The organism is Streptomyces longispororuber (genome assembly GCF_014656095.1).
In the GTDB taxonomy this organism is placed as follows: Bacteria; Actinomycetota; Actinomycetes; order Streptomycetales; family Streptomycetaceae; genus Streptomyces; species Streptomyces longispororuber.
The window spans coordinates 61,488-87,409 of record NZ_BNBT01000002.1 but is presented as its reverse complement, the minus strand read 5'-3'; the positions used below and the strand labels follow the sequence as shown (position 1 = coordinate 87,409).

The window sequence follows — 25,922 nt, the reverse complement described above, 5'->3', positions numbered from 1 at the left end:
GGCACGAGCGTGGGCATCGTCACGTGGGTCGTGGTCGGCCTGGTCGCGGGAGCCGTCGCGAAGGCCCTCACTCCGGGGAAGGGCCCGGGCGGGGCCGTCGTCACGACGCTGATCGGCATGGCGGGCGGAATGCTCGGCGGCCTGCTCGGCTCGCTGGTCCTGGGAGTGCGGTCGATGAACGGCCTCCTCCACCTGTCGACCTGGGTCGCCGCCGTCGCCGGATCGGTCCTGATCGTCCTCGCGTACCGGACGCTGTCCGGCCGCGCCGCCCACTGAACACCGCGGGCCCACCGCCGACGCGCCCCCGGCCACGCGCCCCCGGCCCGGCACCCGGTGACACGGCACCACGGAAAGACGCACGACGCACCACCACAGAAAGGCAGCACCATGGCACACACCTCCCTGAACGGACGCCGCGTCCTGGCGGTCGTGACCACCTACGGAGTCGAGCAGGACGAGCTGGTGGTGCCGGTCCAGCGGCTGCGGGACCAGGGCGCCCACGTCGACGTGGCGGCCGTCTCGGACGGCGAGATCCGCACCCTCGTCGGGGACAAGGACCCCGGCAAGAGCGTCGACCCGGACCTCACCCTGGACCGGGCGGACGCGTCCTCGTACGACCTGCTCCTCGTGCCCGGCGGCACGGTCAACGCCGACACGCTGCGGCTCGACGAGGGCGCCGTCGCCACGGCCCGCGCCTTCGCCGAGTCGGGGCGCAAGGTGGCGGCCATCTGCCACGGCCCCTGGCTGCTGGTGGAGGCCGGGGTGCTGGAGGGCAAGACCCTCACGTCGTACGCCTCGGTCGCCACCGACATCCGCAACGCCGGCGGCACCTGGGTCGACAAGCCCGTCATGCGCTGCACGGCGAACGGCTGGGAGCTGATCACCTCGCGCACCCCCGACGACCTCGACGACTTCCTCCGCGAGATCGGCACCGCGCTCGAAGCGTCCGGCTGACCACACTCGCGCCGCACGCGCACCGCGGAACGCCCGAGACCGCACACACCGCACGACGCCCGAGCCCTCGGACCGGAGAATCGGTCCGAGGGCTCGGGCGTCGTCCCGGGCGTCGTGGCGTCCCGGTGCGCCCGCGGCTCACCCCGCCTGCGGTGCCGCCGTCGTGCGCAGCCGCAGCTCGTCGTCCTCGACCGCGACCTCCACGTGGCTGCCCGCGCCGAGCTCGCCGTCGAGCAGCAGGCGGGACAGGCGGTTGTCGATCTCGCGCTGGATGGTGCGGCGCAGCGGCCGGGCGCCGTACTCGGGCTGGTGGCCGCGGCGCGCCAGCCAGTCGACGGCCTCCGGGGTGAACTCGATGGCCACGTCCTGCGCGCGCAGCCGGCGGCGGGTTTCCTCCAGGAGGAGGTCGGTGACCTGGTGGAGCTGTTCGCCGGAGAGCCTGCGGAAGATGACGATCTCGTCGATGCGGTTGAGGAACTCCGGCCGGAAGTGCTCGCGCAGGGGCTTCAGGATCTGCTCCCTGCGGGCCTCCTCGTCGGCGTCGGAGCCGTCCGCGCGGAAGCCGAGCGCCGTGCCCCGGCCGGTGATGGCCTCCGAGCCGAGGTTGCTGGTCATCACGATGACGGTGTTGGTGAAGTTCACCGTCCGGCCCTGCGCGTCGGTGAGCCGCCCGTCGTCGAGGACCTGGAGCAGCGTGTGGAAGACGTCGGGGTGGGCCTTCTCCACCTCGTCGAGCAGGATCAGCGAGTACGGGTGGCGCCGCACGGTCTCGGTGAGCTGCCCGGCCTCCTCGTGGCCCACGTACCCGGGCGGCGCGCCGACGAGCCGGCTGACGGTGTGCCGCTCCTGGTACTCGCTCATGTCGAGGCGCACCATCCGGTCCTCGCTGCCGAACAGCGCCTCCGCGAGCGCCCGGGCGAGCTCCGTCTTGCCGACCCCGGTGGGGCCGAGGAAGAGGAAGCTGCCGATGGGCCGGTCCGGACTGGCGAGCCCGGCCCGTGAGCGCAGCACCGCCTCGGCGACCGCGGTGACGGCCTCGTCCTGTCCGACGACCCGCTGGTGCAGGTGGTCCTCCAGGCCGAGCAGGCGGTCCCGCTCCTCCTGGGTGAGGCTGCTGACGGGGATGCCGGTCTGCCGGGACACCACCTCGGCGATGTCCTCGGGGGTGACCTCGACGATGGCGCCGTCGCCCGGTTCGCGGACCTCCCGCCCGGCCTCGATCTTCCGGTGCAGGTCGGCGATGCGGTCGCGCAGTTCGGTGGCGCGCTCGTACTGCTCCGCCGCCACCGCCTGGTCCTTGTCGCGGGCGAGCTGCTCGACCTCGCGCTCAAGCGCGCGCACGTCCGTGCCCTTGGTCCGGGCCCGCAGCCGCACCCGGGCACCGGCCTGGTCCATCAGGTCGATGGCCTTGTCGGGCAGGAACCGGTCGGTGAGGTAGCGGTCCGACAGCTCCACGGCCGCGAGCAGGGCCGCGTCGGCGTAGCGGACCTGATGGTGCGCCTCGTAGCGGTCGCGCAGGCCGCGGAGGATCTCCACCGCGTCCGCGGGCGACGGCTCGGGGACGAGGACCGGCTGGAACCGGCGGGCGAGCGCCGCGTCCTTCTCGATGTGGCGGCGGTACTCCTCCAGGGTGGTCGCGCCGATGACGTGCAGCTCGCCGCGGGCCAGCGCGGGCTTGAGCATGTTGCCCGCGTCCATCGACCCGCCCTCGGAGCCGCCGGCGCCGGCCCCGACCATGGTGTGCAGTTCGTCGATGAAGACGACCAGCTCGTCGGAGTGCGCGCGGACCTCGTCGATGATGGCCTTCAGCCGCTCCTCGAAGTCGCCCCGGTAGCGGGTGCCCGCCACGACCCCGGAGAGGTCGAGGGCGACGACGCGGCGGTCCGCGAGGGTCTCCGGCACGTCGCCGTCGGCGACGCGCTGGGCCAGGCCCTCCACGACGGCGGTCTTGCCGACGCCCGCGTCCCCGATGAGCACCGGGTTGTTCTTGCCCCGCCGCGAGAGCACCTCGATGGTCTGCTCGATCTCCTCGTCGCGGCCGATGACCGGGTCCACGCGCCCCTGCCGGGCCAGTTCCGTCAGGTCCCGTCCGAAGCGGTCCAGGGTCGGCGTGGACCCGCCGACCCTGCTGGGCTGCTGCTCCGCGCCGCTCGCCGGACCGTGCTGCCCCTGCCCGGAGTTCCCCTGCGGGGCCTGGCCCGGGTCGAACCGGGCCGCGTTCAGGATGTGCCCCGCCGCGGAGTCCGGGTTGGCCGCCAGCGCCATGACGATGTGCTCGGGCCCGATGTAGCCGGCGCCCACCGCCCGCGCCACCTCGTGCGCGTCCAGCAGCGCCCGCTTCACCGCCGGGGTCAGCGCCACCGCCTGCGACGGCGTGACGCCCTCGGGGTCACCCGCGTTCCGGTCGATCTGCTCGGCGATCTGGTCCGGGTCGGCCCCCGAGCGCGCGACCAGGCTGCGGGTGGGCTCGATCGTCAGCGCCGCGCGCAGCAGGTGTTCGGTGTCCAGGTTGAGCTTGCCGTGCTCCGCGGCGTACGAGGCGGCCGTGGCGACCAACTGGCGGGCGGGCCCGCTCATGAGCCTGCCGATGTCGATCTGCCGCCGTCCGCTGCCGAGGAACCGTGCGAACAGTTCGCCGAAGGGATCCTGTCCGAACCCCTCCGGCCCCGCGAATGCGTCACTCATGGGCGTCCGTTCCGGCGTCCTGGGTCTGGTGGACGCGCTGTTCCAGTAGGCGTCTGTGGCTTCTGATGCCCCGATACACGTGCCCTGTGCACCGGGGTTCATACGCGCCGGGCAGGTCGGCCCACCCCCCGGCGAAGAGGCCCGATGGCGGCGGAGCCGCATGCCCGGACGCCGGAACGGGTACCGGACATACCATGACAAAACACGATGAAAACACGAGTGGTGAGCAGCGGCAGAAGGACGCGGCGGCGGCGTCCCGCCAGGCCCGCGAGGAGGAGGAGCGCGCGCACTCCCAGCCGTTCGACTACCCCGCCCCGGAGCGTCGTACCGGCGTCCGCGCCACCCGGAAGATCTCGCGCGAACAGGCGGACGCGGACAGCGTGCCCGGCGTCCCCGGGGGGTACGGCACCACGGGCGGCGGCCAGCCCGGTGGCAGCGCGGGCATCGGCCCCGACGCCGAGGGCACCCTCGACCCGCTGGAGTACGCCGACACCATCGGCGGCGAGGGCCCCGTCTCGGGCGCCCAGGACGGCGACGGCGACCGCGGCGAGGGTGACGGCGACGGCAAGGCCTGAGCGGGCCCGCGCCGCCGCGCGCTTCCCGCGGCACGGCTCGCCAAACGCGCGAAAGGTGTGAAAAGCGTAAAATGTACGCACATCAGACACCGGGGGGATCCCGGCGGATAACGGGGAACCCGGCCGACAGTGACTACTGGGTGGAGGTCGACATGAACCAGGACCGGTCGGCTGGTGAACGTACGAAGAACGTCGGCGGACGCGCACCGGACACCGGCGGACGCGCGCCGGACTCCGGTGGGCGCGCCCCGGGCGCCGGTGGACGTGTACCGGATTCCGGTGGAGGTGCGCCGGGCCTGCCGTGGCCGGTGCGGGCGGCGGCCACGCAGCTCAAGCGGGTCCCCGGCATGGGCGCGGTGACACGGGTCACCGACGAGGCGCTGGACCGGATCGGCGTGGTGTCCCCGCGCGGCAGGCGGTACGCCGTCTACACCGGGGCCGGACTGCTCGGCGTGGCCGGACTCGTCGAGTGGCCGCTCGCGGTGACGGGCGCGGCGGTCGCGTGGCTGACGCAGCCGCACACGGACGCCGCGGACGACGACCGGTCGGACACGCGGCAGCACCCGGGCGGGGCGACGGCGCAGGCGCGCGAGCGGCTCGGCTCGGCGGGCCCGCGCACGTCCGCCGCCCCGGCCGGACGCACGGCATCCGGCACCGCGGTCAGGGCGGGGACCGGTACCGCTTCCGACACGGTGGCGGCCGCGCGGACGCGTACCGCCCCGGACAGGGCCGATGCCGCCGACGCGGGCGGCGCCTCCGCGACGGCGGCGTCCGCGAGCGTCGGCACCGCTGAGGCCAGGACGCGTGCCGCCGCCCGTACCGCGACGCGCCGGGTGACCACCACCGCCTGCCGCCAGGGCACCGCGACCACCCGGCGCCGCCGCACGGCCGCACCGGCCCGAGGCGGAGGGCGACCACGCGGCACCGGGCGGACGAGGACCGGTGACATGGGTGGTGCGTAGTGCTGAATCTGCTGACACCCCTTGAGGCGGCGCCCGCTGCGGTGGGCGCCGCCGCCGGTGCGGCGGCCAGGGCCGCCAGGGGCACCGTCCACGGCGCCGACTCCGTGTGGGGCTCCGCCCGGCGCGTGGGCCACGTCGCCCGCAACGCCGTCCGCGGCGGCGCCGAGTGGCGGGCCGAGCGGCGCGTCCACCTGCCGCTGCGCCCCGCCGCCGACCGGCCGGCACCGGAGGGCGGCACCGCCGCGCTCGCCCGCAAGGTGGCCGCCGCCCTGGAGCAGCACCCCGAGGTGATCACCGCCTACTGGGACGGCGGCCTGTCCCGCCTCGTGGTGACGGTCGCCGAGGACGAGGTCACCGACGGCGTCGAGCGGAAGGCGGCGGGCCTCGCGGCCCGCTTCGGCCTGGAGCCGGCGGTCGACGACTCCGTGGAGGAGTTCGCCCACCCCGGCGACCCGCGCGGCGTGCGCGACGCCGCCGCCGCGCTCGCCTTCGACGTGGCCGGCACCGCGGGCGCGCTCACCGGCTGGATGCTGCGGCTGCCCAGGTCGCCCCGCGTCGTCACGGCCGCCGTGACGCTGCTGCGCGAGAACCCCCGGCTGCGGGAGGTGCTGCGCGAGCGGCTCGGCCCCACCGGCACCGATCTGGCGCTGGCCGCGGCGAACGCCGCCGCCCACGGCGCCGGACAGTCCCCCGTCGCCCTGGTGCTCGACGGCGTCCTGCGCGCCGGGCAGCTCACGGAGGCCGTGGCGCGGGCCGCCCTGTTCGAGTCGCTGCACGACGACTTCTGCGCGACCGGGCGCGACAGCGTCACCTGTGTGCCCGCCTCCCGGCCCGAGCGGCGCGTCACCCCCGCCCAGGAGTACGCCGCCACGTCCGCCGCGGGCAGCCTGGCGGGCGCCGCCGCGACGCTGCTGCTGCGGCACAACGCCGAAGAGGCCGCGGAGGCCGTGCTCGCCGGGTCCCCGAAGGCCGCCCGGTACGGGCCCGCCGCCTTCAACGCCGCGCTCGGCACCCTCCTGGCCCGCGCCGGCATCCTCGTCCGCGACAGCGAACGCATGCGCCAGCTCGAACTGGCCGACACCCTCGTGCTGCACTCCGGTGCCCTGCGCCGCCCCGGCGAGGAGTGCCTCGACGCACGCGTCGAAGGGGTCCTGCACGCGGCCCGCGACGCCGGCCTGTACGTGGTCATGACGGACGACCCCGCCCTCGGCGACACGGCCACCCTCGCCGACGAGGTCGCCCCGCCGGGCCGCTCGTTCGGGGACATCGTGCGCACGCTGCGCGACGACGACCGCGTCGTCGTGACGGTGGCGCGCATACCGTCCTCCGGTGCCGCACCGGGCACGGAGCCCGCGGGCGGCACAGCCCGCGCGGGGACGCCGTACGCCACGTCCGGCGGCTCCACCGCGACCCCGCACGGCACGGGCGACGACTGCGTGCGCGAGCTCGACGCCGCGGCCGCCGGCGTCCTCGACGGCCTGCTCGCCGGTGACGTGGCCGTCGCCTGCGTGGACCGCGAGTCCGCCGTGGTCTGGGGCGCCGACCTACTCGTACGCAACGGCCTGGCCGACGTGTGGCGCGTGCTCACCGCGATCCCCGCGGCCCGGCAGGCCGGCCGCAGGTCCCAGGCGCTCGCCCGGGCCGGCGCCGCGCTCTCCGGGCTCCTCGTCGCCAGCGGTGGCGGCGCCCAGGTGAGCTGGCGCCGGCTGCCCGGCTCCCGGCACGCGCCGGTGAACATCGCCGCCACCGCGGCCCTGCTGTTCGGCTGGCGGGCCGCGCTCACCGCGGCGCTGGCCTGCCCGCCCCGGCCGCGCCCCCGCGTGGCCTGGCACGAGCTGGACTCCGCCGAGGTGCGCGAGCGGCTGCGGCGGGCCGGGGCGCAGGAGGAGGGCGGCCACGCCGCCCGCGCCGCCACCCGGGAGCGGGAGAGGGCCCGGGCGGTGGCGCGCACGCCCGCCCTCGCGCCGGTGCGGTGGACCGTCCAGGCCGCGGACGCGATCCGCCGGGAGCTCGACGACCCGCTGACGCCGGTCCTCGCCACCGGCGCCGCCGCCTCCGCGCTGCTCGGCTCGGTGGTGGACGCGCTGCTCGTGCTCGGCGCGATGGACCTGAACGCCACGGCGGGCGGCCTGCAGCGGCTGCGCGCCGAACGCGCCCTCGCCGGGCTCGCGGCCGGGCAGAAGGCCAAGGCCCACAAGGTCAAGAAGGGCGCGCGGCCGGTGACGGTCGACGCCGCCCGCCTCAAGCCCGGCGACGAGATCCGGCTGGCCGCCGGTGACGTGGTGCCCGCCGACGCGCGGCTGGTCGCCGCGGACGGCCTGGAGGTGGACGAGTCCGCGCTGACCGGGGAGTCCCTGCCGGTCGCCAAGGACCCGGCGCCCACCCCGGACGCCTCGCTCGCCCAGCGCTGCTGCATGGTCTTCGAGGGCACCACCGTCGTCGCCGGGGAGGCCACCGCCCTCGTCGTGGGCACCGGTGAGCAGACCGAGGCCGGGCGCGCCGTGTCCCTCGCCGCCCGCACCCCGCCGCCCGCCGGGGTCCAGGCGCGGCTCCAGGAACTCACCCGCAAGGCACTGCCCGTGACCCTCGCCGGGGGCGCCGCGGTCACCGGCCTGTCGCTGCTGCGCGGCAGCCCGGTGCGCCAGGCCGTCAGCGGGGGAGTGGCCGTCGCCGTCGCGGCCGTGCCCGAGGGCCTGCCCCTGGTGGCGACCGTCGCGCAGATGGCCGCGGCCCGCAGGCTGTCCCGGCACGGCGTGCTGGTGCGCAGCCCGCGCACCCTGGAGGCGCTCGGGCGCGTGGACACGGTGTGCTTCGACAAGACCGGCACCCTGACCGAGAACCGGTTGCGCCTGGTCCGCCTCGTCATGGCCGACGGCACCGCCCTGACCCCGGACGCCGAGGGCGCCGCGGACCCGCTGCGCCTGGCGGCCCGCGCCTGCCCCCAGCCCGGCAACGCCCACCGCGGCCGGCCCGCGCACGCCACCGACGAGGCCGTCCTGGACGTGGCCCCGGCCGACGACTGGACGCCGGTCGCCGAGCTGCCCTTCGAGGCCAGCCGCGGGTACGCCGCCGCCGTCGGCCACGCCGGGGACGGCGAGCACCTGCTGGTGCTCAAGGGCGCCCCGGAGGTCGTGCTGCCCGCCTGCCGTGACGTGCCGGACCGGGTGAGCGAGACCGTCAGGTCCCTGGCGGGCGAGGGGCTGCGGGTCCTGGCCCTCGCCCGGCGCCCCGTCGGGGCCGACGCGGCCGGCACGGTGCTCGACGAGGCCCCCGACGGCCTGGAGCTCGTCGGTCTGCTCGCCCTCGCCGACGCCCCGCGCGACACGTCCGCGGCGCTGCTCGCCGGGCTGCGCCGCGCCGGTGTGGTGCCGGTGATGCTGACCGGCGACCACCCGCAGACCGCGCACGCCATCGCCGTGCAACTGGGGTGGCCGGAGTCCACCCAGGTGGTCACCGGCGACGAACTGCTCGCCATGGACCGCGCGGCCCGCACCCGCGCCCTGCGCGACGCGGGCGTGATCGCGCGCGTCGCGCCCGAGCAGAAGCTCCAGGTGGTCGAGTCGCTCCAGGAGGCGGGCCGCGTCGTCGCGATGACCGGCGACGGGGCCAACGACGCCGCCGCCATCCGGGCCGCCGACGTCGGCGTCGGCATCGCGGCCCGCGGCTCGGCAGCGGCCCGCAACGCCGCCGACATCGTCCTGACCCGCAGCGACCTGTCGGTCCTCGTCGACGCCGTCGCGGAGGCGCGGGCGCTGTGGCGCAGCGTCGCCGACGCCGTCTCCATCCTGATCGGCGGCAACGCCGGAGAGGTCGGGTTCAGCGTGCTCGGCACGCTCCTGTCCGGCTCCTCGCCGCTGTCGACGCGGCAACTGCTGCTGGTGAACCTGCTGACCGACATGTTCCCGGCCATGGCCGTCGCCGTGACCCCGAGCGACGACCCCGCCACCGGGGAGCACGTCGACACGGCCCCCATGGACACCGGCCTGCTCGGCGCGCCGCTGCTGCGGAACATCCGCCGCCGCGGCGTCACCACCTGCCTGGGCGCCGTCACGGCGTACCTGTTCGGCCGGTTCACCCCCGGCACCGAGCGGCGCTCCAGCACCATGGCGCTGTGCGGGGTGGTGGGCGCCCAGCTCGTGCAGACCCTGATGGGCCGCCGCCACAGCCCGCTGGTGTGGGCGACGGCCCTGGGCTCGGCCGCGGTGCTCGCCGCGCTGGTGCAGACGCCGGGGGTCAGCCACTTCTTCGGCTGCACCCCGCTGGGGCCGCTGGCCTGGGCCGGGGTCGCCCTGAGCATCACCCTGTCCGCGCTGGCGCCCCGTCTGGAGCGACTGAAGCCGGTGCGCCAGGCGTACGACGCCGCGACACGCGCGGCCCTGCGGCTCGACCGCGCGGTCCGCAAGGGACAGGACTGGGTCCACAGCGGCGTCGCGAGCCCGGCCGCATGAGAGGTCGTTCCACTGTTCCTGATCTCGCGTCGGCACCTTCCACGACGCCGTGCGTCACACCCGGCGCAGCGCTTGACCTGAACGCAACAGGCACGTTCACCTGCGAAAGTAGGGTGCTGCATACTTTTGCAGGTGGGGTTGCGCATCCGGTGGGCCCTGGCGTCGCGCGGGGGCTTGGAGCATGGGTACGGAAACACCGGCTGACGGCGACTTCGGCGTGTTCCTGCACGGCCTGCGCCGGAGCGCCGGGCTCACGCAGGAGGAGCTGGCGCAGACGGCGGGGATCAGTGTGCGGGCCCTGTCGTACATGGAGCGCGGACACTCGCGCGGCCCGCAGCGCAGGACCGTGTCCGCCCTGGCCACGGCCCTGCGCCTGAGTCCGCAGGACGCGAGGGAGCTGGAGCGCCTGGCGCGCCGGGGACGGCCGCGCCGGGCCTCCACGCCGCGCGCGTCGGCGCCTGTCGCGGTGCCGGACACCGCGGCGCCCCAGGGCGTGCCCGATCTGCTGCCGCGCGCGCCGCGCGGCTTCCACGGGCGGGCGGCGGAGCTGGCCGCGGTGTTCCGGGCCGCCGGAGGTGAGGCGCCGGTCTGTCTGGTCGTCGGTCCCGCCGGGGTCGGCAAGACGGCGCTCGTGCTGCACTGGGCGCACCGGAGCCGTGCCGCGTTCCCCGACGGACTCCTCTACGCCGACCTGCGCGGCTTCGGCGACCAGGGCGAGCCGGCTCTCCTGGAGGTGCTGCGCGAGTTCCTGCTGGCGCTGGGTGCCCCGGACGACCGGATACCGGAGTCAGTGAACGGCGCGGCCGCGTTGTTCCGGTCGCTCGCCGCCGAGCGCCGGCTCCTGGTGGTGCTCGACAACACGCGGGACTCCGAGCAGGTCAGGCCGCTCCTGCCGGGCGGGCGCCGCTGCGTCACCGTCGTCACCAGCAGACACCGGCTGGCGGGGCTGATCGTCACCGATGCCGCCCGGTCCGTCGCCGTGGACGTGCTCGGACCGAGGGATGCCACCATGCTCCTCGCCGGCGTCCTGGGCCCGGAACGGGTGGACGCGGAGCCGGAAGCCGCGCGACGGCTGGCCGAACTGTGCGGCGGGCTGCCCCTGGCGCTGCGGGTGACGGCCGCTCGGCTGGCGCAGCAGCCCGGCTGGTCGCTGGACGCGATGGCCGCCGAGCTGTCCGACGAGACGCGCCGGCTCAGCCTGCTGGACGTGGAGGACACCGGCGTGCGGGCGGCGCTGCGCGTGACGCTGCAACAGCTCCCCGGGCCCGTCTCCAGCCTGTTCGCCCGGCTCGGCTGCCACCCCGGCACGCACGTCGACCGGTATGCGGCGGCGGCCCTGGCGGACACGGACCCGGCAGCCGCCGAGGCCTGTCTGGAGCGGCTGGCCGTCGCGCACCTGGTCACGGAGACGGCGCCCGGCCGCTGGACGATGCACGACCTGGTGCGGCTCTACGCACGGAGCCTGGACGCCGGGCCCGATGCGCTCAAGCGCGTGCTCGACCACTACCTCGCCACGGGCATCGCGGCGGTGGCCGCGGCCGAGCCCGGCACCGAGGACTGCTTCCCGCTGCCCGAGGGCTATCTGCCGCCCACCGCCGTGCGGGCGTTCACCGACCGGTCCGCGGCCGTGGCCTGGTACGCGGCCGAGAGGGACGACCTCGTCCTGGCGGTGGCCGCGGCGCACGCCGCCGCACTGCACGAGCGGACCTGGCGGATCGCCCTGACGCTGTGGCCGCTGATCGTGTGGCGTGTGCGCGACGGCTGGGTCCCACTCCTGCAGACCGCGCTCGTAGCGGCCCGGGCCGACGCCGACCAGCACGGCGAGTCACGCATCCTCAACGTGCTCGGCTGGATCCTGATCGAGGAGGGGCGCGTCCCGGAGGCGCTCACCCACCTGCGGGCCGCCTGCGCACTGGCCTCCCGGGCAGGTGACGCGGTGGCCGAGGCGAACGCCCTGATCGTGGTGGCCATGGCACAAGCGGCGCACGGCAGCCTGGACGACGCCGCGCAGGGGTGCCGGCGGGCACGGGAGCTGGCGCGCGAGGCCGGCGACCGCAGACTCGAGAAACTGGCCCTGCAGCACCTCGCCCGCCACTTCGCCGACGCCGCCCAATGGCGCCAGGCCCTCGACACCGCGACCCAGGCCCTGGCTCTCCACGACCGACCGGACACGACCGACATCCCTCGGACACTGCTGCTCATGGTCAAGGGGGAGGCGCTGCTGGGGCTCGGACAGGAGGCCGAGGGCATCAGGCAACTCGACGCGGCGGCCCGGGAAGCGGAGTCCTCCGGCTACGACGACGGCGCGGTACGGGCGCTCGGCGCTCTGCTGCGCGTCTCGGCCGACGCGGAAGTCCAGGCACGATACGACGCGGCTCTCGCGCGACTGTCCACCCGGACGTGAACCGTTCCCCCTCCGCTTCCGGCCGCCCTCGGCCGCGCCCGGCGGCCTCCTTCGACTGCCCGGGTGCGCGGCGAGGTGCGCGGCCTCGGCCTCCGCGGACCCGCGGCCTCACCTGGGGTACGTGACCGGCAGAAGTAGCCCGGCTCCTACTTCTGCCGAAGCAATTGCCTGGTGCGCCTCGGTGGCGCCGGGTTGACTCGGGGACACGGCTTGCTGTCCCCAGGGGGAAGCCTCGGTCCTGCTGTGCCGCTTCGCGCTGCCGTCCCCGTTCCCCACCTCCCAGAGAAGCGTGCATGAGCGAAAGAGAGCTGTCCCGACGGTCCTTCACGAGGATCGGCGCCGCGGTGCTGGCGCTCCCCGCCCTGGGGGCGGTGCGGGGTCCCGAGCGACCCGCATTCCCCGGGGCGCAACGGCCCACGCGGCACCGCCCCGCGGAACAGCAGGAACAGCAGGAACAGCAGGAACAGCCTGCCCGCGCCGGCTCACCGGACCCGGCAGGGAGACGACAGGAGCCCCGCGCCCCGCAGCAGGCGGACACACAGGCCCTGGCAGGAGACCTGGAACGGTCGGACCGGCGCACCCCGCACGGCCCTCTTCACCGCCCCTCAGGGCATCGGCATCTGACCTGGCAGCGCCACGGCGGCCGACCGACGGGAGCCACCGGCCCTCAGGGCCCGCACCCGCACCTGTCCTGAGGGGTACGCCCGCGGGGGCCGGGGTCCGGCCCCCGCCGGGCCGTACGGCGGCGGTGTGCGGCCCGGCCTACGGCAGCGGCGTGCCGCCCGTGGCGTTGACGATCTCCGCCGTGATGTAGCCGGCCTCCGCCGACGCGAGGAAGACGTACGCCGGGGCCATCTCGGCGGGCTGCGCGGCCCGGCCGAGCGGGGCCTGGGCGCCGAACTTCTCCGTGTCCGGCAGCGTCGCCGGGATGAGCGGGGTCCACACCGGCCCCGGCGCGACCGCGTTGACCCGGATGCCGCGCTCGGCCAGCATCCCGGCGAGCCCCTGCGTGAAGGTGACGATGGCGCCCTTGGTGGTGGCGTAGTCCAGCAGGTGCGGGCTCGGCTGGTACGCCTGCACCGAGGTGGTGTTGATGATGCTGCCGCCCGCGGGGATGTGCGGCAGCGCCATCTTGCACAGCCAGAACATGCCGTAGAGGTTGGTGCGCAGCACCCGGTCGAACTGCTCCGTGGTGATGTCCTCGATGCCACCGGACTGCGCCATCTGGTACGCGGCGTTGTTCACCAGGATGTCGATCGTGCCGAACTCCCGGTGCGCCCGGTCCACCAGGGCGCGGCAGGCCTCCTCCTCACGGATGTCGCAGGGCACCGCCACGGCCCGCCGCCCGGCATCCGTCACGAGCCGCGAGGTCTCCTCGGCCTCGTGCTTCTCCTCGGGCAGGTGGGTGAAGACGACGTCGGCGCCCTCGCGGGCGAAGGCCAGGGCGACCGCGCGGCCGATGCCCGAGTCGCCGCCCGTGATGAGCGCATGCCGCCCCTCCAGGCGGCCGCTGCCCCGGTAGGAGGACTCGCCGTGGTCGGGGCGCGGCTCCATGCGCTCGGTGTCGCCGGGGTGCTCCTGGTCCTGCTGCGGGAACTCCGGCCGCGGGTGCTGGTCGGTGGGGTCCGGCGGTCGACGGTCGGTCATACGGCAACTCCTCTGTGGGTCGGGTGCGAATCGGCTGAGGTGAGCGCGCGCCGCTGTGTCGGCGCAGCTCACGCCCCCGTGTGCCCGGCGCCCGACGGGGGAAACGGCGACGGCGCCCACCGGGGCGGCGCGCTCCGCATACCACTCGTACAGGACACATCACACCCGAAGGCGTCGTGCCGCGCACGTCGCGAGCCCGGCCCGGACCTCCCCGCCCCGGCCCGCCCCGGCCCGAAGCGAACCGCCGCCGCCACGGGTACGCGGTGACGTACCCGTGGCGGCGGCGGTCGGCTCCGTCGGGCGGCTCCGTCAGGGGCTCCGCCGGTCGGCTCCGTCAGGACTTGGCGAGCTGCCGCAGGTCGACGGTCTCGCCGGGCGCGGGCTTCTGCGGGCGCACGTCCTCGTCGTAGTCGCTGAAGGTGGCGGAGCTGGGCTTCTCGCCGCCCTCCGTCGTGGTGCGCAGGATGTACGGCTCGCCCTTGGTGGCGACGTACAGCGTGAGCTTCTCACCGGCCGACGTCTTCTTGGTGAGCACGATGGCCTCCTGGCCGCCCACCGTGGTCGTGTCGCCCTTCCGCATGCCCTTGCGCGCGGACTTGTCCTCGTCCATCGCCTTGACCAGGCCCTGCTTGTCGCACAGCCCCTTGGTGACGGCGTCCTCGGCGGGCACCTTGACCCACTTGTCCTTCAGCTTCGGCAGCAGCTTCGCCGCGCCCGGCTGCCCCTTGAGGGACTTCTCCCAGTACTGCTCGTCGCCGCGCAGATAGAACGTGTCACCGACGTGCCGCACATCGGCCCGGGAGCCCTGCGTCTGGACGGTGCCGTCACAGTTCTTCTGCTGGTCGACGGAGAGGTCGAGGGTCAGTGACGCCCCGTTGGGCTGCCGCGAGTCACCCTTGATGTGCAAGGACTTGGCCTGCTTCGTGGCCGCCACGGCCTTGCCGGCGATCTGGTCGGCGCTCTGTCCGGCGAACGGCTTGTCCGAGCCGCCGCCCGAACCGTTCCCGTCGTCTCCGCAGCCCGCCAGGAGCGCACTCGACAGGCCGGCAACGGTCATCGCGGCGAGCAGTCTGCTTCCACGCATGGTGAGTGATTCCCCTCCCAGGAACGCCCGGCGGCGTTCCGCTCGGTGAACGGCCCGGAGTCGGCCGCTGGTGATGCCGGGTACCCGGGATTCGCCATCGTGCACGTGTGCGTCGATGGCCAATCAGATTCCGTCCCAGGTAAGGGAGTTGGTGTGCGCGCGGCCCTGCCGGACGCGGGCGCCAACGGCCCGCCCGGCAGGGCCCCGGTGGCCGTACGGCCGGACCCGCGAAGCGCCCCTCAGTGGTGGGAGTGCGGACGCCGGTGGGGCGGCTGGTCCGGCGCGGGGCGGGACTTGAGCTCCGGGATCTCCCGGCTGCGCGACTCCTCGGGACTGAGGGTCAGCGGCTCGCCGTAGTGCTTGATGGTCAGCTCGGGACCGTCCATGAGCGTGTACGTCACCGCCGTCGCGTGCACCTCCACGCGCAGGCACCGGCCGAGCACCTGGAGCTTGAAGGCGATCCGGCTCAGCCGCTCGGGCAGCCGCGGGGTGAACTCCAGCGTGCCCCCGCGCCGGCGCATCCCGCCGAACCCGGCGACCAGCGCCATCCACGTCCCGGCCAGGGAGGCGATGTGCAGCCCGTCACGGGTGTTGTTCTCCAGGTCCTCCAGGTCCATCAGCGCCGCCTCCACCAGGTAGTCGAAGGCGAGCGGCAGATGGCCGGCGCGGGCGGCGACGACCGCCTGGCAGCACGCGGACAGGGACGAGTCGCGGACGGTGAGCGGCTCGTAGTAGGCGAAGTTGCGCGCCAGGTGCTCCTCGTCGAAGAAGTCGGAGCAGGTGTACATCGCGAGCACCAGGTCCGCCTGCTTCACGACCTGCTTGCGGTACAGGTCGAAGTACGGGAAGTGCAGCATCAGCGGGTACTGGTCGGGGCGGGTGGCCGCGAAGTCCCAGTGCTGGTGCCGGGTGAACCCGGCGTGCTGCTCGTGCACGCCGAGCTCGGCGTTGTACGGGACGTGCATGGCCTCCGCGGCGTCCCGCCACGCCGCGGACTCCTCGTCGTCGACGCCGAGTTCGGCGGCCCGCTCGGGGTGCGCCTCGGCGAAGCCGGCCGCCGCGAGCAGATTGGAGCGCGCCATCAGGTTGGTGTACGTGTTGTCGTCGGCGATCGCGCTGTACTCGTCCGGGCCCGTCACGCCGTCGATGTGGAACGCGCCGTGCGCGTCGTGGTGGCCCAGCGACCGCCACAGCCGGGCCGTCTCCACCAGGAGCTCGCCCCCGGCCTCCCGCTCGAACTGCTCGTCGCCGGTGACGTCGACGTAGCGCACCACGGCGTCGGCGATGTCGGCGTTGACGTGGAACGCCGCCGTGCCCGCGGGCCAGTACGCCGACCCCTCCGCGCCGTCGATCGTGCGCCAGGGGAACGCCGCCCCGCGCAGGCCGAGTTGGCGCGCCCGCTCCCGTGCGGCCGGCAGCGTCGAGTGGCGCCAGCGCAGCGCCTCGGCGACCGCGTCCGGCGCGGTGTACGTCAGCAGCGGCAGGACGAACATCTCGCTGTCCCAGAAGGCGTGGCCGTCGTAGCCGGAGCCGGTCAGGCCCTTCGCCGGGATCGCGCGCCGCTCCGCCCGCGCGCCCGCCTGCAGGACGTGGAAGAGCGCGAACCGTACCGCCTGCTGGATCTCCTCCGCGCCGTCGACCTCGACGTCCGCGCGCGCCCAGAAGGCGTCCAGATAGGCCCGCTGGTCCTCCACCAGGCCCTTCCAGCCGGTGTCGGTGGCCGCCGCGAGGGCCGCGTCCACCTGGTCGCTCACGGCGGGCAGCGAGCGCGTGCTCGACCAGCCGTACGCCACGAACTTCTCCAGGCGCAGCCGCTGGCCCGGTTCGAGCACGGAGGTGACGGTGAGCCGGGCGACGTCGTCACCGGCCTCGCCGCTCCACCGGGTCCGGTCGGGCCCGTCGACGGTGTGGTCGGCGGCCGCGCCCACCCGCAGCCCGGTGCCCCGGGTGCGGTGCACCAGGCGCAGCCGGCCGTCCCGCGCGAAGTGCTCCTCGGGCGCGAGCGGCGCGTCCAGGACGGCCGAGGCGCGGGGGTCCCGCGTCGACCGGGGCAGTTGCTCGTTGGCCACCAGCTCCGACTGCACCACGACGCGCACCTGGCTGTCGACGGCCTCCACCTCGTAGGCGAGGGCGGCCACCGAGCGCTGCGTGAAGGACACCAGGCGGGTGGAGCGCACCCGCACGGTGCGCCCGGCCGGCGAGGTCCACTCGCAGGTGCGCCGCAGCACCCCCTCGCGCAGGTCGAGGACGCGCTCGTGGGACACCAGGCGGCCGTAGCGCACGTCGAAGGGCTCGTCGTCCACGAGCAGACGGACGACCTTGCCGTTGGTCACGTCGATGGCCGTCTGGCCGCACTCCGGATAGCCGTAGCCGGCCTCCGCGTAGGGCAGCGGATGGCTCTCGTGGACGCCGTTGAGGTAGGAGCCGGGCAGGCCGTGCGGCTCGCCCTCGTCGACGTTGCCGCGCCAGCCGATGTGGCCGTTGGACAGGGCGAACACCGACTCGCTCTGCGGCAGCACGTCGAGGTTCAGGACGTTCTCGCGCAGGCACCAGGGGTCGACGCCGTACGAGGCGTGCGTGATCATGCCTCGCCCCCCAGTTCCGCCAGGTCCCGCACCACCCGGTCGGCGCCGTGCGCCCGCAGGGCGTCCGCCTGGCCGACGCGGTCGACGCCGACGACGTAGCCGAAGTGGCCCGAGCGCCCGGCGTCCATCCCGGCCAGCGCGTCCTCGAAGACCGCCGCCGCGCCCGGGTCGACGCCCAGGTCCTTCGCCGCGGCGAGGAAGGTGTCGGGCCGCGGCTTGCCCGGCAGTTGCCGCTCGGCCGCGACGACGCCGTCGATCCGCACGTCGAACAGGGACTCCGCGTCGATCGAGCGCAGCACGTCCCGGCAGTTGGCGCTGGACGACACGACCGCCGTGCGCAGCCCCGCGGCCCGTACGGCCTCCAGATAGCGCAGGGTGCCGTCGTAGGCCTCGACGCCGCCGGTGCGGATCTTCTCCAGCAGGATCTCGTTCTTGCGGTTGCCCACGCCGTGGACCGTGGGCCGGTCCGGGGGGTCGTCGGGCCGCCCCTCGGGCAGCTCGATGCCGCGCGAGGCGAGGAAGTCGCGCACGCCGTCGGCGCGCGGCTTGCCGTCGACGTACTCGTCGTACTCGGCGGACGCGTCGAAGGGCCGGAAGCCGTCGCCCTCCCGCTCGCGCAGGAAGGCGTCGAAGGCCTCCTTCCAGGCGGCGGCGTGGACGACGGCCGTCTTAGTGATGACGCCGTCCAGGTCGAAGAGACAGGCCCGGATGGTCCCCGGGAGGCCGAGCTGTGTGAGGTGGGATCCGTGTGTCGTCATGCAGGGCACCTTCCCCGTCAGACAGTGGTCAACAAGGTGATGTGCGCGACCGGCCCCCTCCGGGGTACGTGTGCGGCCGCCGGGCCCCGGCGGCCTCACTCGCCGCGGCGCAGCGGCCCCCAGGAGCCGGCCTGCCGGGCCACCTCGGCGCGTGCCTCCTCGATCATCTTCGGGTCGATCCACGCCAGCGGCTCGACCTCCTGCACGAGCGGCTCGTTGTCGGGCCCCCGGCCCTTCTCCCGGCCCAGCAGCACCCACGGGCGCACCCCGTCGCCCTTCTCGCGGGGGAGGTGCGAGTAGTCGTGCAGGCGCCGGGCCACCCACAGCTCGACGGGCCGGTGCTCCCACCAGTGCTCGACGTGCAGCGGGTTGGCGGAGAGCCCGGGCATATGGGTGCCCGTGAGGTCGTCCCTGCTCCGGGCCGCGCGGAGGTCCTTCTCGGGGCCGCGGGACCAGCGCACGTACAGGTCCGGGTGCTGTTCGACCAGACGGGCGAGTTCGGTGAGGCTGTGCAGGACCGGCAGGTCGCCCGAGGTGCTCATGCGGCGGTCACACTCCTTGCGGCCGGGCCCGCGCCCGGCGCGTGCCCCGGGCCCGCGTACGGCGGCGCCCGGAGCACGCGCCGGGGCGCGCCCCGACGTGATCCGTTGCGTATGTTCCAGTATCCGGCTTCCCCCGTCCGGGGGCCGGAAGGGGTGTGCCGTGAGGCGGCCGCGGGGCGGTTACAGCAAGTCCCGTGGGACCGTCTCGTTCCACGTGCGGGAGAACACCCGTTTCCCGTTCTCGTAGCCGTCCAGCGTGGCGTCGACCCGGAACTCGGTCTCGTCGCAGCTCAGGACGGTGCGCGTCGCCACGCGCACGTCCCAGTCGTCGCGGCGGAAGCTCATCGTCCACGCCGACTCGCCGCTCGCCGAGGTGAAGTCGTCGGCCGTCGAGGTGTAGCGCTCGTAGGCACGGCGGCCCACGTCGAGCCCGATGTCGTCGATGCGGACCAGGCCGCGGTCCTTGACGATCTCCAGCTCGGCCGCGTAGTCGACCAGGTCCCGGGTGACCCGCCAGCGCTGCTCGGGGGCGGTGAGCTGGGTGCCGGTCGGGGGCTCGGTGCCCTCCGGCTCCCCGAAGGGCTCCTGCGGCAGGTCGTCCGGGAGGCCCGCGGGCCGCACCGGCAGGGTCAGGGCGGACCCCTCGTGCACCGTCAGGAGCACCGGCCTCGGCGGCGGCCAGGCCAGCGGCCAGTAGGACGTGGACAGGGACAGCCGGATGCGGTGGCCCGCGGGGAAGGACTGGGCGACGCCGTTGAGCTGGACGGTGACCCGGTAGCGGCGGCCGGGCTCCAGCGGCTGCGGGGCGTCCTCGTGGCCGTCGCGGCGGGTGAGGTTCAGCAGCCCGTACGTGACCCGGGTGGCGCTGCCGCGCGGGCTCACGTCGGACAGCCGGGCCGCGACCATCGCGACCGGCTCGGTGGCGGACACCTCGAGCTCGACCGTCGGCGCGCCCAGGATCTCCACGGGCTCCGCCAGCGGCTCGGTCTCGAAGACCAGGGAGCCGCCGTCCTCCTCGCGCTGGTCGTAGGGCAGGTCGGGCGGGGCGTTGTAGGAGGCCCACTTCCCGGCGAACTGGCCCACGGACAGCGGGGACTGAATGGTCATCCCACCCTCGGCGCCCGCGTTGGCGGCGGTGTCCGCAGCGGCCGCGGTGCCCGCTGTGGCAGCGGCGGCCTCGGCGCCCGCGGCGCCCTCCTCGGTGAGACCGGCGCGGGACAGCCCGTAGCGCACGGGTGTCAGCCGCGGCGACGGCCACGTGGGCTCGGCGACCCAGCGGCCGGGCCGCTCCTCGTACGAGGTGGAGGGCGGCACGCTGTCCTGCATCCAGGCGCGCAGCATGGGCCCGTCCATGACGCCGTTGTCGACGCCCTTCAGCCAGTGGTCCCACCAGCGCACGACCTCCTGGAGGTAGCCGATGGCGGGCCCCGGCTCGCCCAGGTGCGGGAACTTGTGCGACCAGGGCCCGATGAGCCCCTTGCGCGGTACGTCGAGACGGCCCAGGAGCCGCGTCACGGCGTTGGAGTAGCCGTCCGCCCAGCCGCTGGAGGCGAGCACCGGGCAGCGCACCGCCGCGTAGTCCTCGCACACCGACGCGTGCCGCCAGTAGTCGTCGCGGCGCTGGTGGCGGAGCCATTCGAGGACCCAGGGCCGGGTCCCTTCGAGGCGCTCGTGCCACATCTCGCGCCACCGGGGGCCCACCACGGCCGGGTCGGGCGGGCAGGTGCCGTACGCGAACATGGTGCCCGCCTCGGCGAGGTTGTCCGAGAGCAGCGCCCCGCCCATGTAGTGCATGTCGTCGGCGTACCGGTCGTCGGTGAAGGACGAGATGACGATGGCGCCCAGGCTCGGCGGCCGCCGGGCGGCGACCTGGAGGGCGGCGAACGCGCCCCAGGACAGGCCCATCATGCCGGTGGTGCCGTCGCACCAGGGCTGCTCGGCGAGCCAGGCAAGGACGTCCTCGGCGTCGGCCTGCTCGCGCTCCAGGTACTCGTCGCGCAGCACGCCCTCGGAGTCGCCGGTGCCGCGCAGGTCCACACGGACGCAGGCGTAGCCGTGGCCGGCCATGTAGGGGTGGTGGATCGCGTCGCGCTCGGCCGTCAGATCGCGCTTGCGGTACGGGATGTACTCCAGGATCGCCGGCACGGGCTCGCTGTCGGACGAGACGGGCCGCCAGACGCGGGCGGACAGCCGGATGCCGTCGGATGTGGGGATGGTGACGTGGTCGTCGGTCTTCGTCTCGTACGGAAGGTTGCTCACATGACGCATGAGCGGTGTCGCTCCTTAGGAAACTCGCGGGGCCGGACCGGCGGGCGCGCGGGCCGTTCCGGGGCCGCCCGCCGCCGTCGGTCCAGGGGTGCACGGTGCCGGGGCCGCCGTCGGTTCAGGGGTGCTTCGTGCCGCGGCCGCCGGGGGTCGTCCCGTCGAAGGTCAGGCCCAGCGCCGCCACGCACTTGTCGTACTTCTCCCTGAGCTCCTCCTCGCTGTCGCCCCCGGTGAAGACGTGCGCCAACTCGTAGCTGTAGCTGTCCTGCTGGGGCAGGTCCGACAGCCGCTGGCCCTCCTCGGGCGTGACGTCGACGCGGACGCCGGGGATGCTCTCCTCGATGCGCTCGACCTCCTCGCGCGTGGGCACGTCGTGCACGGTGGCGTCGGCGAACCAGCGGTGGTACCACTTCGCCGCCACCCGGTACGGGCCCTCGCCGTGGGGGACCCGCGGGTCCTCGCCGAGGGCGAGGCTGAGCATGCAGTGGTGGTTGGGCACGCCGTCGACGTACGCGAACATCTCCGCGTGCGACTGGGAGTGGCGGGGGTTGATCTCCAGGATGTTGACGGCGTCGGTGCCCGGGTCGTAGAAGAACTCGATGCTGAAGGTCGCCCAGTTCATCCCGATCCGGCGTATCACCCGCTCCGATATGTCCCGCAGCCGCCGCTGCACCGGCTCCGGCAGCCCGGAGGGGTACTGGTGGCACAGGAAGCAGGACGTCTCCGGGTAGTTGATGGAGTCCAGGACGCCGTACACCGTGACCTCGGAGTCGTGCACGTACCCCTCCACCGCGACCTGCACACCGGTGAGGGCCTCCTCGGCCAGGCACACCCGCCCGCCGACGTCGGCCATCTCGGGCGGCAGGTCGAGCCGGTCCAGGACGTGCTCGAAGGGCTTGCCCACCCGGTCGATGCCCTCGCGGATACGGGCGACGGCGTCGGCGAACTCCGCCTCGTCCCGCACGCCGTAGGCGAGTTCGGAGGAGTACGACAGCGCGGGCTTGAGCCACATCGGGAAGCGCACGCCCTCCGGTGGTCGCGGGTCGTCGGCGTCCAGGTCGACGCGGCCGAAGCGGGGGTGGGCGTCGGTGACCTTCTGCTGCTCCAGGCGGCTCCAGTACTTGTGCTCGCACTTGACGACGGACTCCAGGCTGGTGGAGCGGGTGCCGTAGCGCTCGCCGAGGATCGGCACGAGCGTGCTGACGGGGAAGTCCCAGTAGCCGACGATCGCGTCGATCGACCCGTCGAAGCCGTCCAGGACGCGCTCGGCCTTGGCGATGAGGTCCGGCACGGACACCTCGCCGTGCTGGAGCTCCTCGATGGTCAGGAGCGGGTGGAAGCGGTAGCGGTGCGCGTCCGGCACCGCGGACAGGGTGGGCATGTTGGCCTCGTCGAGACCGAGGACGAAGACGTTGTGTGTCACGGACCTTTCCCCAGGTGTTGGCGGCGGATGGCCGAAAACCGGCACGACGGCCGGTGATGAGGTCCCTGGGTACCCGTGACCTCTCGCCTCAACCCTGGGTGGATCCCGCGTTTCACCTGGTCCGCGCCGGGCACCCGCGGGGACGACGCCCTGCGGGTGCCCGGCGCGTACGAGGCGACGGCCGAGGCCGGAAGAAGACCACCGAGGCCGGGAGCGGCCGAGGGCAGACGCTCGTCCGCCGAGGTCAGAAGAGGCGGCGGACGAACACGTCGGGCTTGCCGTTGGTGTCTCCGGGGACGATGCCGTCGGCTGCGGACTGGAAGACCACGTCGCGCCCGTCGGCGCTGACGGAGTCCACCTCGGCCGTGGCGGGCTGGTCGGAGACGGTCTTGTCGGTGCCCGTCCGGAGGTCGCGCAGGACGAGCGACGGCCCGCCCGTGCCATGGGGGGCGTACAGCAGGTGGCGGCCGGTGGGGTCGATGGCCACGCCCTTCACGTCCGGGACGCGCTGGGTGGTGCCCGAGGCGACGTCGTGGACGTAGGTGTCGGAGCCCGAGAGGTAGACGACCTTGCCGCCGTCGTCACTGAGCTGGACGAGCGACGCGTACGTGTCCGGGCCCTCCAGCGGGCCCGACGTGGTGCCGGTGGTGCGGTCCCACAGGTAGACGCCCTCCTTCTGGTACGCGCGGTCCTGGTAGGCGACATGGCGGCCGTCACCGCTGATGGACGGCCGGGCCGGAGCCCCGCTGCCCAGGTAGGCGATGGTCTGGTAGCCGCCGTCGCGGTCCGCGACCAGGACCCGCCGGTTGTGCGAGATGTAGTCCACGACGCCGAAGGCGAGGTGGCGGCCGTCCGCACTCAGCGACGGTTCGTTGCAGCGGCCGCAACCGAAGGGGAGGATGCCCAGGTCCAGCGAGTGCTGCCGGATCCGCTGCGTGCTCATCCCCTGGGCCGGAGTGGTGGCGGCGACCTGCCTCCCGTCGCCGCTGATCGCCGGGGTCCACCCCTCCACGATGGGCTCGGTCCTGGTCCGCCCCGCCGACCGGTCGTGGACGTACACCTCGTTGCCGCCCGAGCCCGCGACGTCCTTCAGCGACCTGAAGACGACGCTGCGGCCGTCGGGGGTGATCGAGGCGGCGCCGTACCCCTCGTCGGTCGCGACGCTGATCCTCTCGACACCGACGTCCAGTCCCCCCACCGCGACCGTCGGGCCCCGTACGGCATCCGTGGCGTTCGCGGCGGCCGTGGCGGCTGCGGGCACGGCCGCCGTGACCGCGCAGATGACGACCGCCGCGCTCAGGGCGGCCCGCACACGTCTGGTGGTGCCGCGGTGCGTGATTCCCATGATTTTCCCCCAGATGATTCACGACAGGTGAGCTACGACGGATGCGCTACGGCAGATCAGCCACGACGGATCAGTCACGGCAGATGAGTGACGGCCCTCCTCCGGCTCTCCCCCTGAAGGGCCATCAGGCATGCAACCGTGGTGGCGTCGGCAGGTCAACGTGTCACGTGACGCAGGCGCGACTTCCCGTCACCTCACCTGAGCCCTGGCGGCACTCCACCCTCTCCGCCACCGTGATGAGCGCCCCGTCAAGCGGTGGACCGGGACGTGGAGGTGCGGGCCGCTTCGCGGTCCGGCTCGGCTGTCGAACCCTTCTCCTCCCCGGCAGCGGGCAAGGCGAAGAACAGCACGACAGCTCCGACGAGTGCGATGCCCGCGATCCAGCCCGCCCCGATGTGCATGGCATGGAGGAACGCGTCGTCGGCGGCCTGAGCGAGAGCGGGCCGGTGCGTCACGTCGGCGACGTGACGGGCCTGTTCGGCGGAGACCCGCGCCTGCTCCCGTACCGGACCGGGCGCACCCTCCAGGGACGGCTCGATCGCACGCCGGTACACGATCGACATGATCGTGCCGCCCACCGCGATGCCGATGACACTGCCGGTCTGACGCACGGTGTTGGTGACGGCCGATCCCGCACCGGCCCGGTCCAAGGGCAGGTCACTGACCAGCGCGGCCGTGACGGGCCCGATCACCATGCCGATCGAGAGCCCCTGCACCAACAACAGGACCTCGATCCAGACGAGCGAGGTGTCGAGCCCCAGGAGGACGTACCCGCCCATGCTCAGCGCTGCCACGGTGAAGGCCGGCACGGTGACCACGCGGAGCGGCAGGCGGCGCACCAGGCGCGAGGCGAGGGGCGCCCCCGCGAGCGCGCCCACCGCGGTCGGGACATTGGCCAGACCCGCCTTCATCGGTGAGAACCCGAGCGCGCCCTGCAGGTAGAACGCGCTGTAGAAGGTGATGGCGGCCACGCCGAAGAGCAGCAGTCCGAGCGCCACGTTGCCGCCACCGAACGCGCGTCGCGCCAGCAGTCGCGGATCGAAGCTGGGCACCTTGACGCGCAGTTCGACGAGGACGAAAGCGGCCAGCAGGAGCAGACCGGCGACGATCGGCGCCCAGACGTCGGTACGCCCCCACGCCGCCACCTGCCCCGCCCGGATCAGCCCGTAGGCCAGCGCCACGAGCCCACCGATCGACAGCAGCATTCCGGCGGGATCCAGGGGCCGCCGGGCGGGGCTGCGGAAATTTGGAACGAGCACGGCGAGCCCGATCAGCGCCAATGCCGTGACCGGGACATTGATCAGGAAGACCGACCCCCACCAGAAATGGTCGAGCAGGAATCCCGCCAGCACCGGACCGGCAGCCATTCCGACACCGGCCGACGTCGAGAAGATACCGATCGCGGCAGCGCGCGCGGGGCCGGTGAAGGTCCACATGAGGATGGCCATCATGGCGGGTGTGATCAGCGCGCTGCCCACCCCCATCGCGGCCCGCGCCGCGATGAGCTGGCCCGCGCCGCTCGCGTACGCCGCCCACAGCGACGACCCGGCGAAAACGACCAGCCCCCCGGAGAACACGGTCCGGTGACCGAACCGATCGCCCAACGCGCCCGCGGTGAACATCAGGGTGGCGAAGGCCAGCGTGTACGAACCGGTCGCCCATTGCAGCTCACCGGGATCGGCCCCCAGGCCGCGGTCGGGGTCCGCGAGGGTCTCCAGCGTGGTGCTCAGGACGGTGTTGTCCAGCCAGATCAGCAGCGAACACAACATCAGAACGGCAAGAATCAACCGCTGCCGAGACTTCGGCAACGTCGGCGACGTGGTCATGAACACCTTCGAATAACGGGCGACGGAAATCTGAACGGCTGGACCATAAGCACATTCAACAACACCGTCAAGCTCAGAATTTCTCCGCAAGGCTCTTGCGTCCACGCGGGCTGTATGCCCCCCGCCGCAATTGCGAACTGAACAATTCCGTGCCTTCGAGGGAATTTGCATATCGCGGGACTTCGTGTCCTTTGGGAGGTTGCGGCTGGGCGGAATTCATGCCCTGCGAACCGTCTGCCGCGCCCGCTCCGTGTTCCTCGGCCTTCTCCGCTCTGAGGTGGACGTCGGCAAGGCCGGAGCGGGAGCCCCCGGAAAACACGAAGGGCCCCGGAAAACAAGAAGGGCAAGGAGAACCCTCTCCCTGCCTCTCTCAACTTATAGCGCACCAGGGGGCTTGCCACAAGGCCCCCGGCAGGACG

Annotated in this window: 16 protein-coding genes; 6 read left to right on the top strand and 10 right to left on the bottom strand. The window is 74.0% G+C overall.

The window, feature by feature from the left end:
* Window positions 1–9: 9 nt before the first annotated feature.
* Window positions 10–276 carry a GlsB/YeaQ/YmgE family stress response membrane protein gene (locus IE330_RS01035; RefSeq protein ID WP_190133861.1) on the top strand — a complete coding sequence of 89 codons (267 nt, stop codon included), beginning with the start codon at window positions 10–12 and terminating at the stop codon, window positions 274–276.
* Window positions 277–387: 111 nt separating this feature from the next.
* Window positions 388–954 carry a type 1 glutamine amidotransferase domain-containing protein gene (locus tag IE330_RS01030; protein WP_190133860.1) on the top strand — a complete coding sequence of 189 codons (567 nt, stop codon included), beginning with the start codon at window positions 388–390 and terminating at the stop codon, window positions 952–954.
* A gap of 138 nt (window positions 955–1,092) precedes the next feature.
* Here the strand turns inward: IE330_RS01030 and IE330_RS01025 are convergent, their stop codons facing one another.
* Entirely contained in the window at window positions 1,093–3,639 is a 2,547-nt protein-coding gene (locus IE330_RS01025; protein WP_190133859.1) for an ATP-dependent Clp protease ATP-binding subunit, read from the bottom strand.
* A 194-nt stretch (window positions 3,640–3,833) separates the two neighbouring features.
* Here IE330_RS01025 and IE330_RS38625 point away from each other — a divergent pair, with 194 nt between their 5' ends.
* From IE330_RS38625 to IE330_RS01005, 4 genes are all read left to right on the top strand, one after another.
* A complete protein-coding gene (locus tag IE330_RS38625; protein WP_229925246.1) occupies window positions 3,834–4,214 on the top strand; it encodes a hypothetical protein in 381 nt (126 codons plus the stop codon).
* Window positions 4,215–4,561: 347 nt separating this feature from the next.
* Window positions 4,562–5,176 (top strand): hypothetical protein, encoded by a 615-nt coding sequence (locus IE330_RS01015; protein WP_190133858.1) that lies wholly within the window; start codon window positions 4,562–4,564, stop codon window positions 5,174–5,176.
* 8 nt (window positions 5,177–5,184) lie between these two features.
* Window positions 5,185–9,624: a cation-translocating P-type ATPase gene (locus IE330_RS01010; RefSeq protein WP_190133920.1), complete on the top strand. Its 4,440-nt coding sequence runs from the start codon at window positions 5,185–5,187 to the stop codon at window positions 9,622–9,624.
* Between the two features lie 181 nt (window positions 9,625–9,805).
* On the top strand, window positions 9,806–12,028 hold the full coding sequence (locus IE330_RS01005; protein ID WP_190133857.1) for an ATP-binding protein: 2,223 nt from the start codon (window positions 9,806–9,808) through the stop codon (window positions 12,026–12,028).
* Between the two features lie 762 nt (window positions 12,029–12,790).
* Here the strand turns inward: IE330_RS01005 and IE330_RS01000 are convergent.
* From IE330_RS01000 to IE330_RS00960, 9 genes are all read right to left on the bottom strand, one after another.
* Window positions 12,791–13,675 carry an SDR family oxidoreductase gene (locus IE330_RS01000; protein ID WP_190133856.1) on the bottom strand — a complete coding sequence of 295 codons (885 nt, stop codon included), beginning with the start codon at window positions 13,673–13,675 and terminating at the stop codon, window positions 12,791–12,793.
* A gap of 334 nt (window positions 13,676–14,009) precedes the next feature.
* The gene (locus tag IE330_RS00995) at window positions 14,010–14,759 is read right to left on the bottom strand and encodes a hypothetical protein (protein ID WP_190133855.1); all 750 of its coding nucleotides are present in this window, start codon (window positions 14,757–14,759) and stop codon (window positions 14,010–14,012) included.
* A gap of 239 nt (window positions 14,760–14,998) precedes the next feature.
* Window positions 14,999–17,344 (bottom strand): glycoside hydrolase family 65 protein, encoded by a 2,346-nt coding sequence (locus IE330_RS00990; protein ID WP_190133854.1) that lies wholly within the window; start codon window positions 17,342–17,344, stop codon window positions 14,999–15,001.
* Window positions 17,341–18,102, bottom strand: coding sequence for an HAD family hydrolase (locus IE330_RS00985; RefSeq protein WP_190133853.1), 762 nt, complete (start codon window positions 18,100–18,102; stop codon window positions 17,341–17,343). Before IE330_RS00985 ends, IE330_RS00990 begins: the two co-directional genes overlap by 4 nt.
* 95 nt (window positions 18,103–18,197) lie before the next feature.
* Window positions 18,198–18,644 carry a DUF6098 family protein gene (locus IE330_RS00980; RefSeq protein ID WP_190133852.1) on the bottom strand — a complete coding sequence of 149 codons (447 nt, stop codon included), beginning with the start codon at window positions 18,642–18,644 and terminating at the stop codon, window positions 18,198–18,200.
* 180 nt (window positions 18,645–18,824) lie between these two features.
* Entirely contained in the window at window positions 18,825–20,912 is a 2,088-nt protein-coding gene (locus IE330_RS00975) for a CocE/NonD family hydrolase (RefSeq protein ID WP_190133851.1), read from the bottom strand.
* 115 nt (window positions 20,913–21,027) lie between these two features.
* Entirely contained in the window at window positions 21,028–22,290 is a 1,263-nt protein-coding gene (locus IE330_RS00970) for an ATP-grasp domain-containing protein (RefSeq protein ID WP_190133919.1), read from the bottom strand.
* 286 nt (window positions 22,291–22,576) lie between these two features.
* Window positions 22,577–23,677, bottom strand: coding sequence for a TolB family protein (locus IE330_RS00965; RefSeq protein WP_190133850.1), 1,101 nt, complete (start codon window positions 23,675–23,677; stop codon window positions 22,577–22,579).
* Window positions 23,678–23,925: 248 nt separating this feature from the next.
* Entirely contained in the window at window positions 23,926–25,503 is a 1,578-nt protein-coding gene (locus IE330_RS00960; RefSeq protein WP_229925245.1) for an MFS transporter, read from the bottom strand.
* Window positions 25,504–25,922: the final 419 nt, after the last annotated feature.

Coding starts and splice junctions, on each gene's coding strand:
- IE330_RS00995 (WP_190133855.1), bottom strand. CDS start 14,759: ATGCGTGGAAGCAGACTGCTCGCCGCGATGACCGTTGCCGGCCTGTCG.
- IE330_RS38625 (WP_229925246.1), top strand. CDS start 3,834: ATGACAAAACACGATGAAAACACGAGTGGTGAGCAGCGGCAGAAGGAC.
- IE330_RS00975 (WP_190133851.1), bottom strand. CDS start 20,912: ATGCGTCATGTGAGCAACCTTCCGTACGAGACGAAGACCGACGACCAC.
- IE330_RS00980 (WP_190133852.1), bottom strand. CDS start 18,644: ATGAGCACCTCGGGCGACCTGCCGGTCCTGCACAGCCTCACCGAACTC.
- IE330_RS01030 (WP_190133860.1), top strand. CDS start 388: ATGGCACACACCTCCCTGAACGGACGCCGCGTCCTGGCGGTCGTGACC.
- IE330_RS01005 (WP_190133857.1), top strand. CDS start 9,806: ATGGGTACGGAAACACCGGCTGACGGCGACTTCGGCGTGTTCCTGCAC.
- IE330_RS01025 (WP_190133859.1), bottom strand. CDS start 3,639: ATGAGTGACGCATTCGCGGGGCCGGAGGGGTTCGGACAGGATCCCTTC.
- IE330_RS00965 (WP_190133850.1), bottom strand. CDS start 23,677: ATGGGAATCACGCACCGCGGCACCACCAGACGTGTGCGGGCCGCCCTG.
- IE330_RS01015 (WP_190133858.1), top strand. CDS start 4,562: ATGGGCGCGGTGACACGGGTCACCGACGAGGCGCTGGACCGGATCGGC.
- IE330_RS00985 (WP_190133853.1), bottom strand. CDS start 18,102: ATGACGACACACGGATCCCACCTCACACAGCTCGGCCTCCCGGGGACC.
- IE330_RS00990 (WP_190133854.1), bottom strand. CDS start 17,344: ATGATCACGCACGCCTCGTACGGCGTCGACCCCTGGTGCCTGCGCGAG.
- IE330_RS00970 (WP_190133919.1), bottom strand. CDS start 22,290: ATGCCCACCCTGTCCGCGGTGCCGGACGCGCACCGCTACCGCTTCCAC.
- IE330_RS00960 (WP_229925245.1), bottom strand. CDS start 25,503: ATGACCACGTCGCCGACGTTGCCGAAGTCTCGGCAGCGGTTGATTCTT.
- IE330_RS01000 (WP_190133856.1), bottom strand. CDS start 13,675: ATGACCGACCGTCGACCGCCGGACCCCACCGACCAGCACCCGCGGCCG.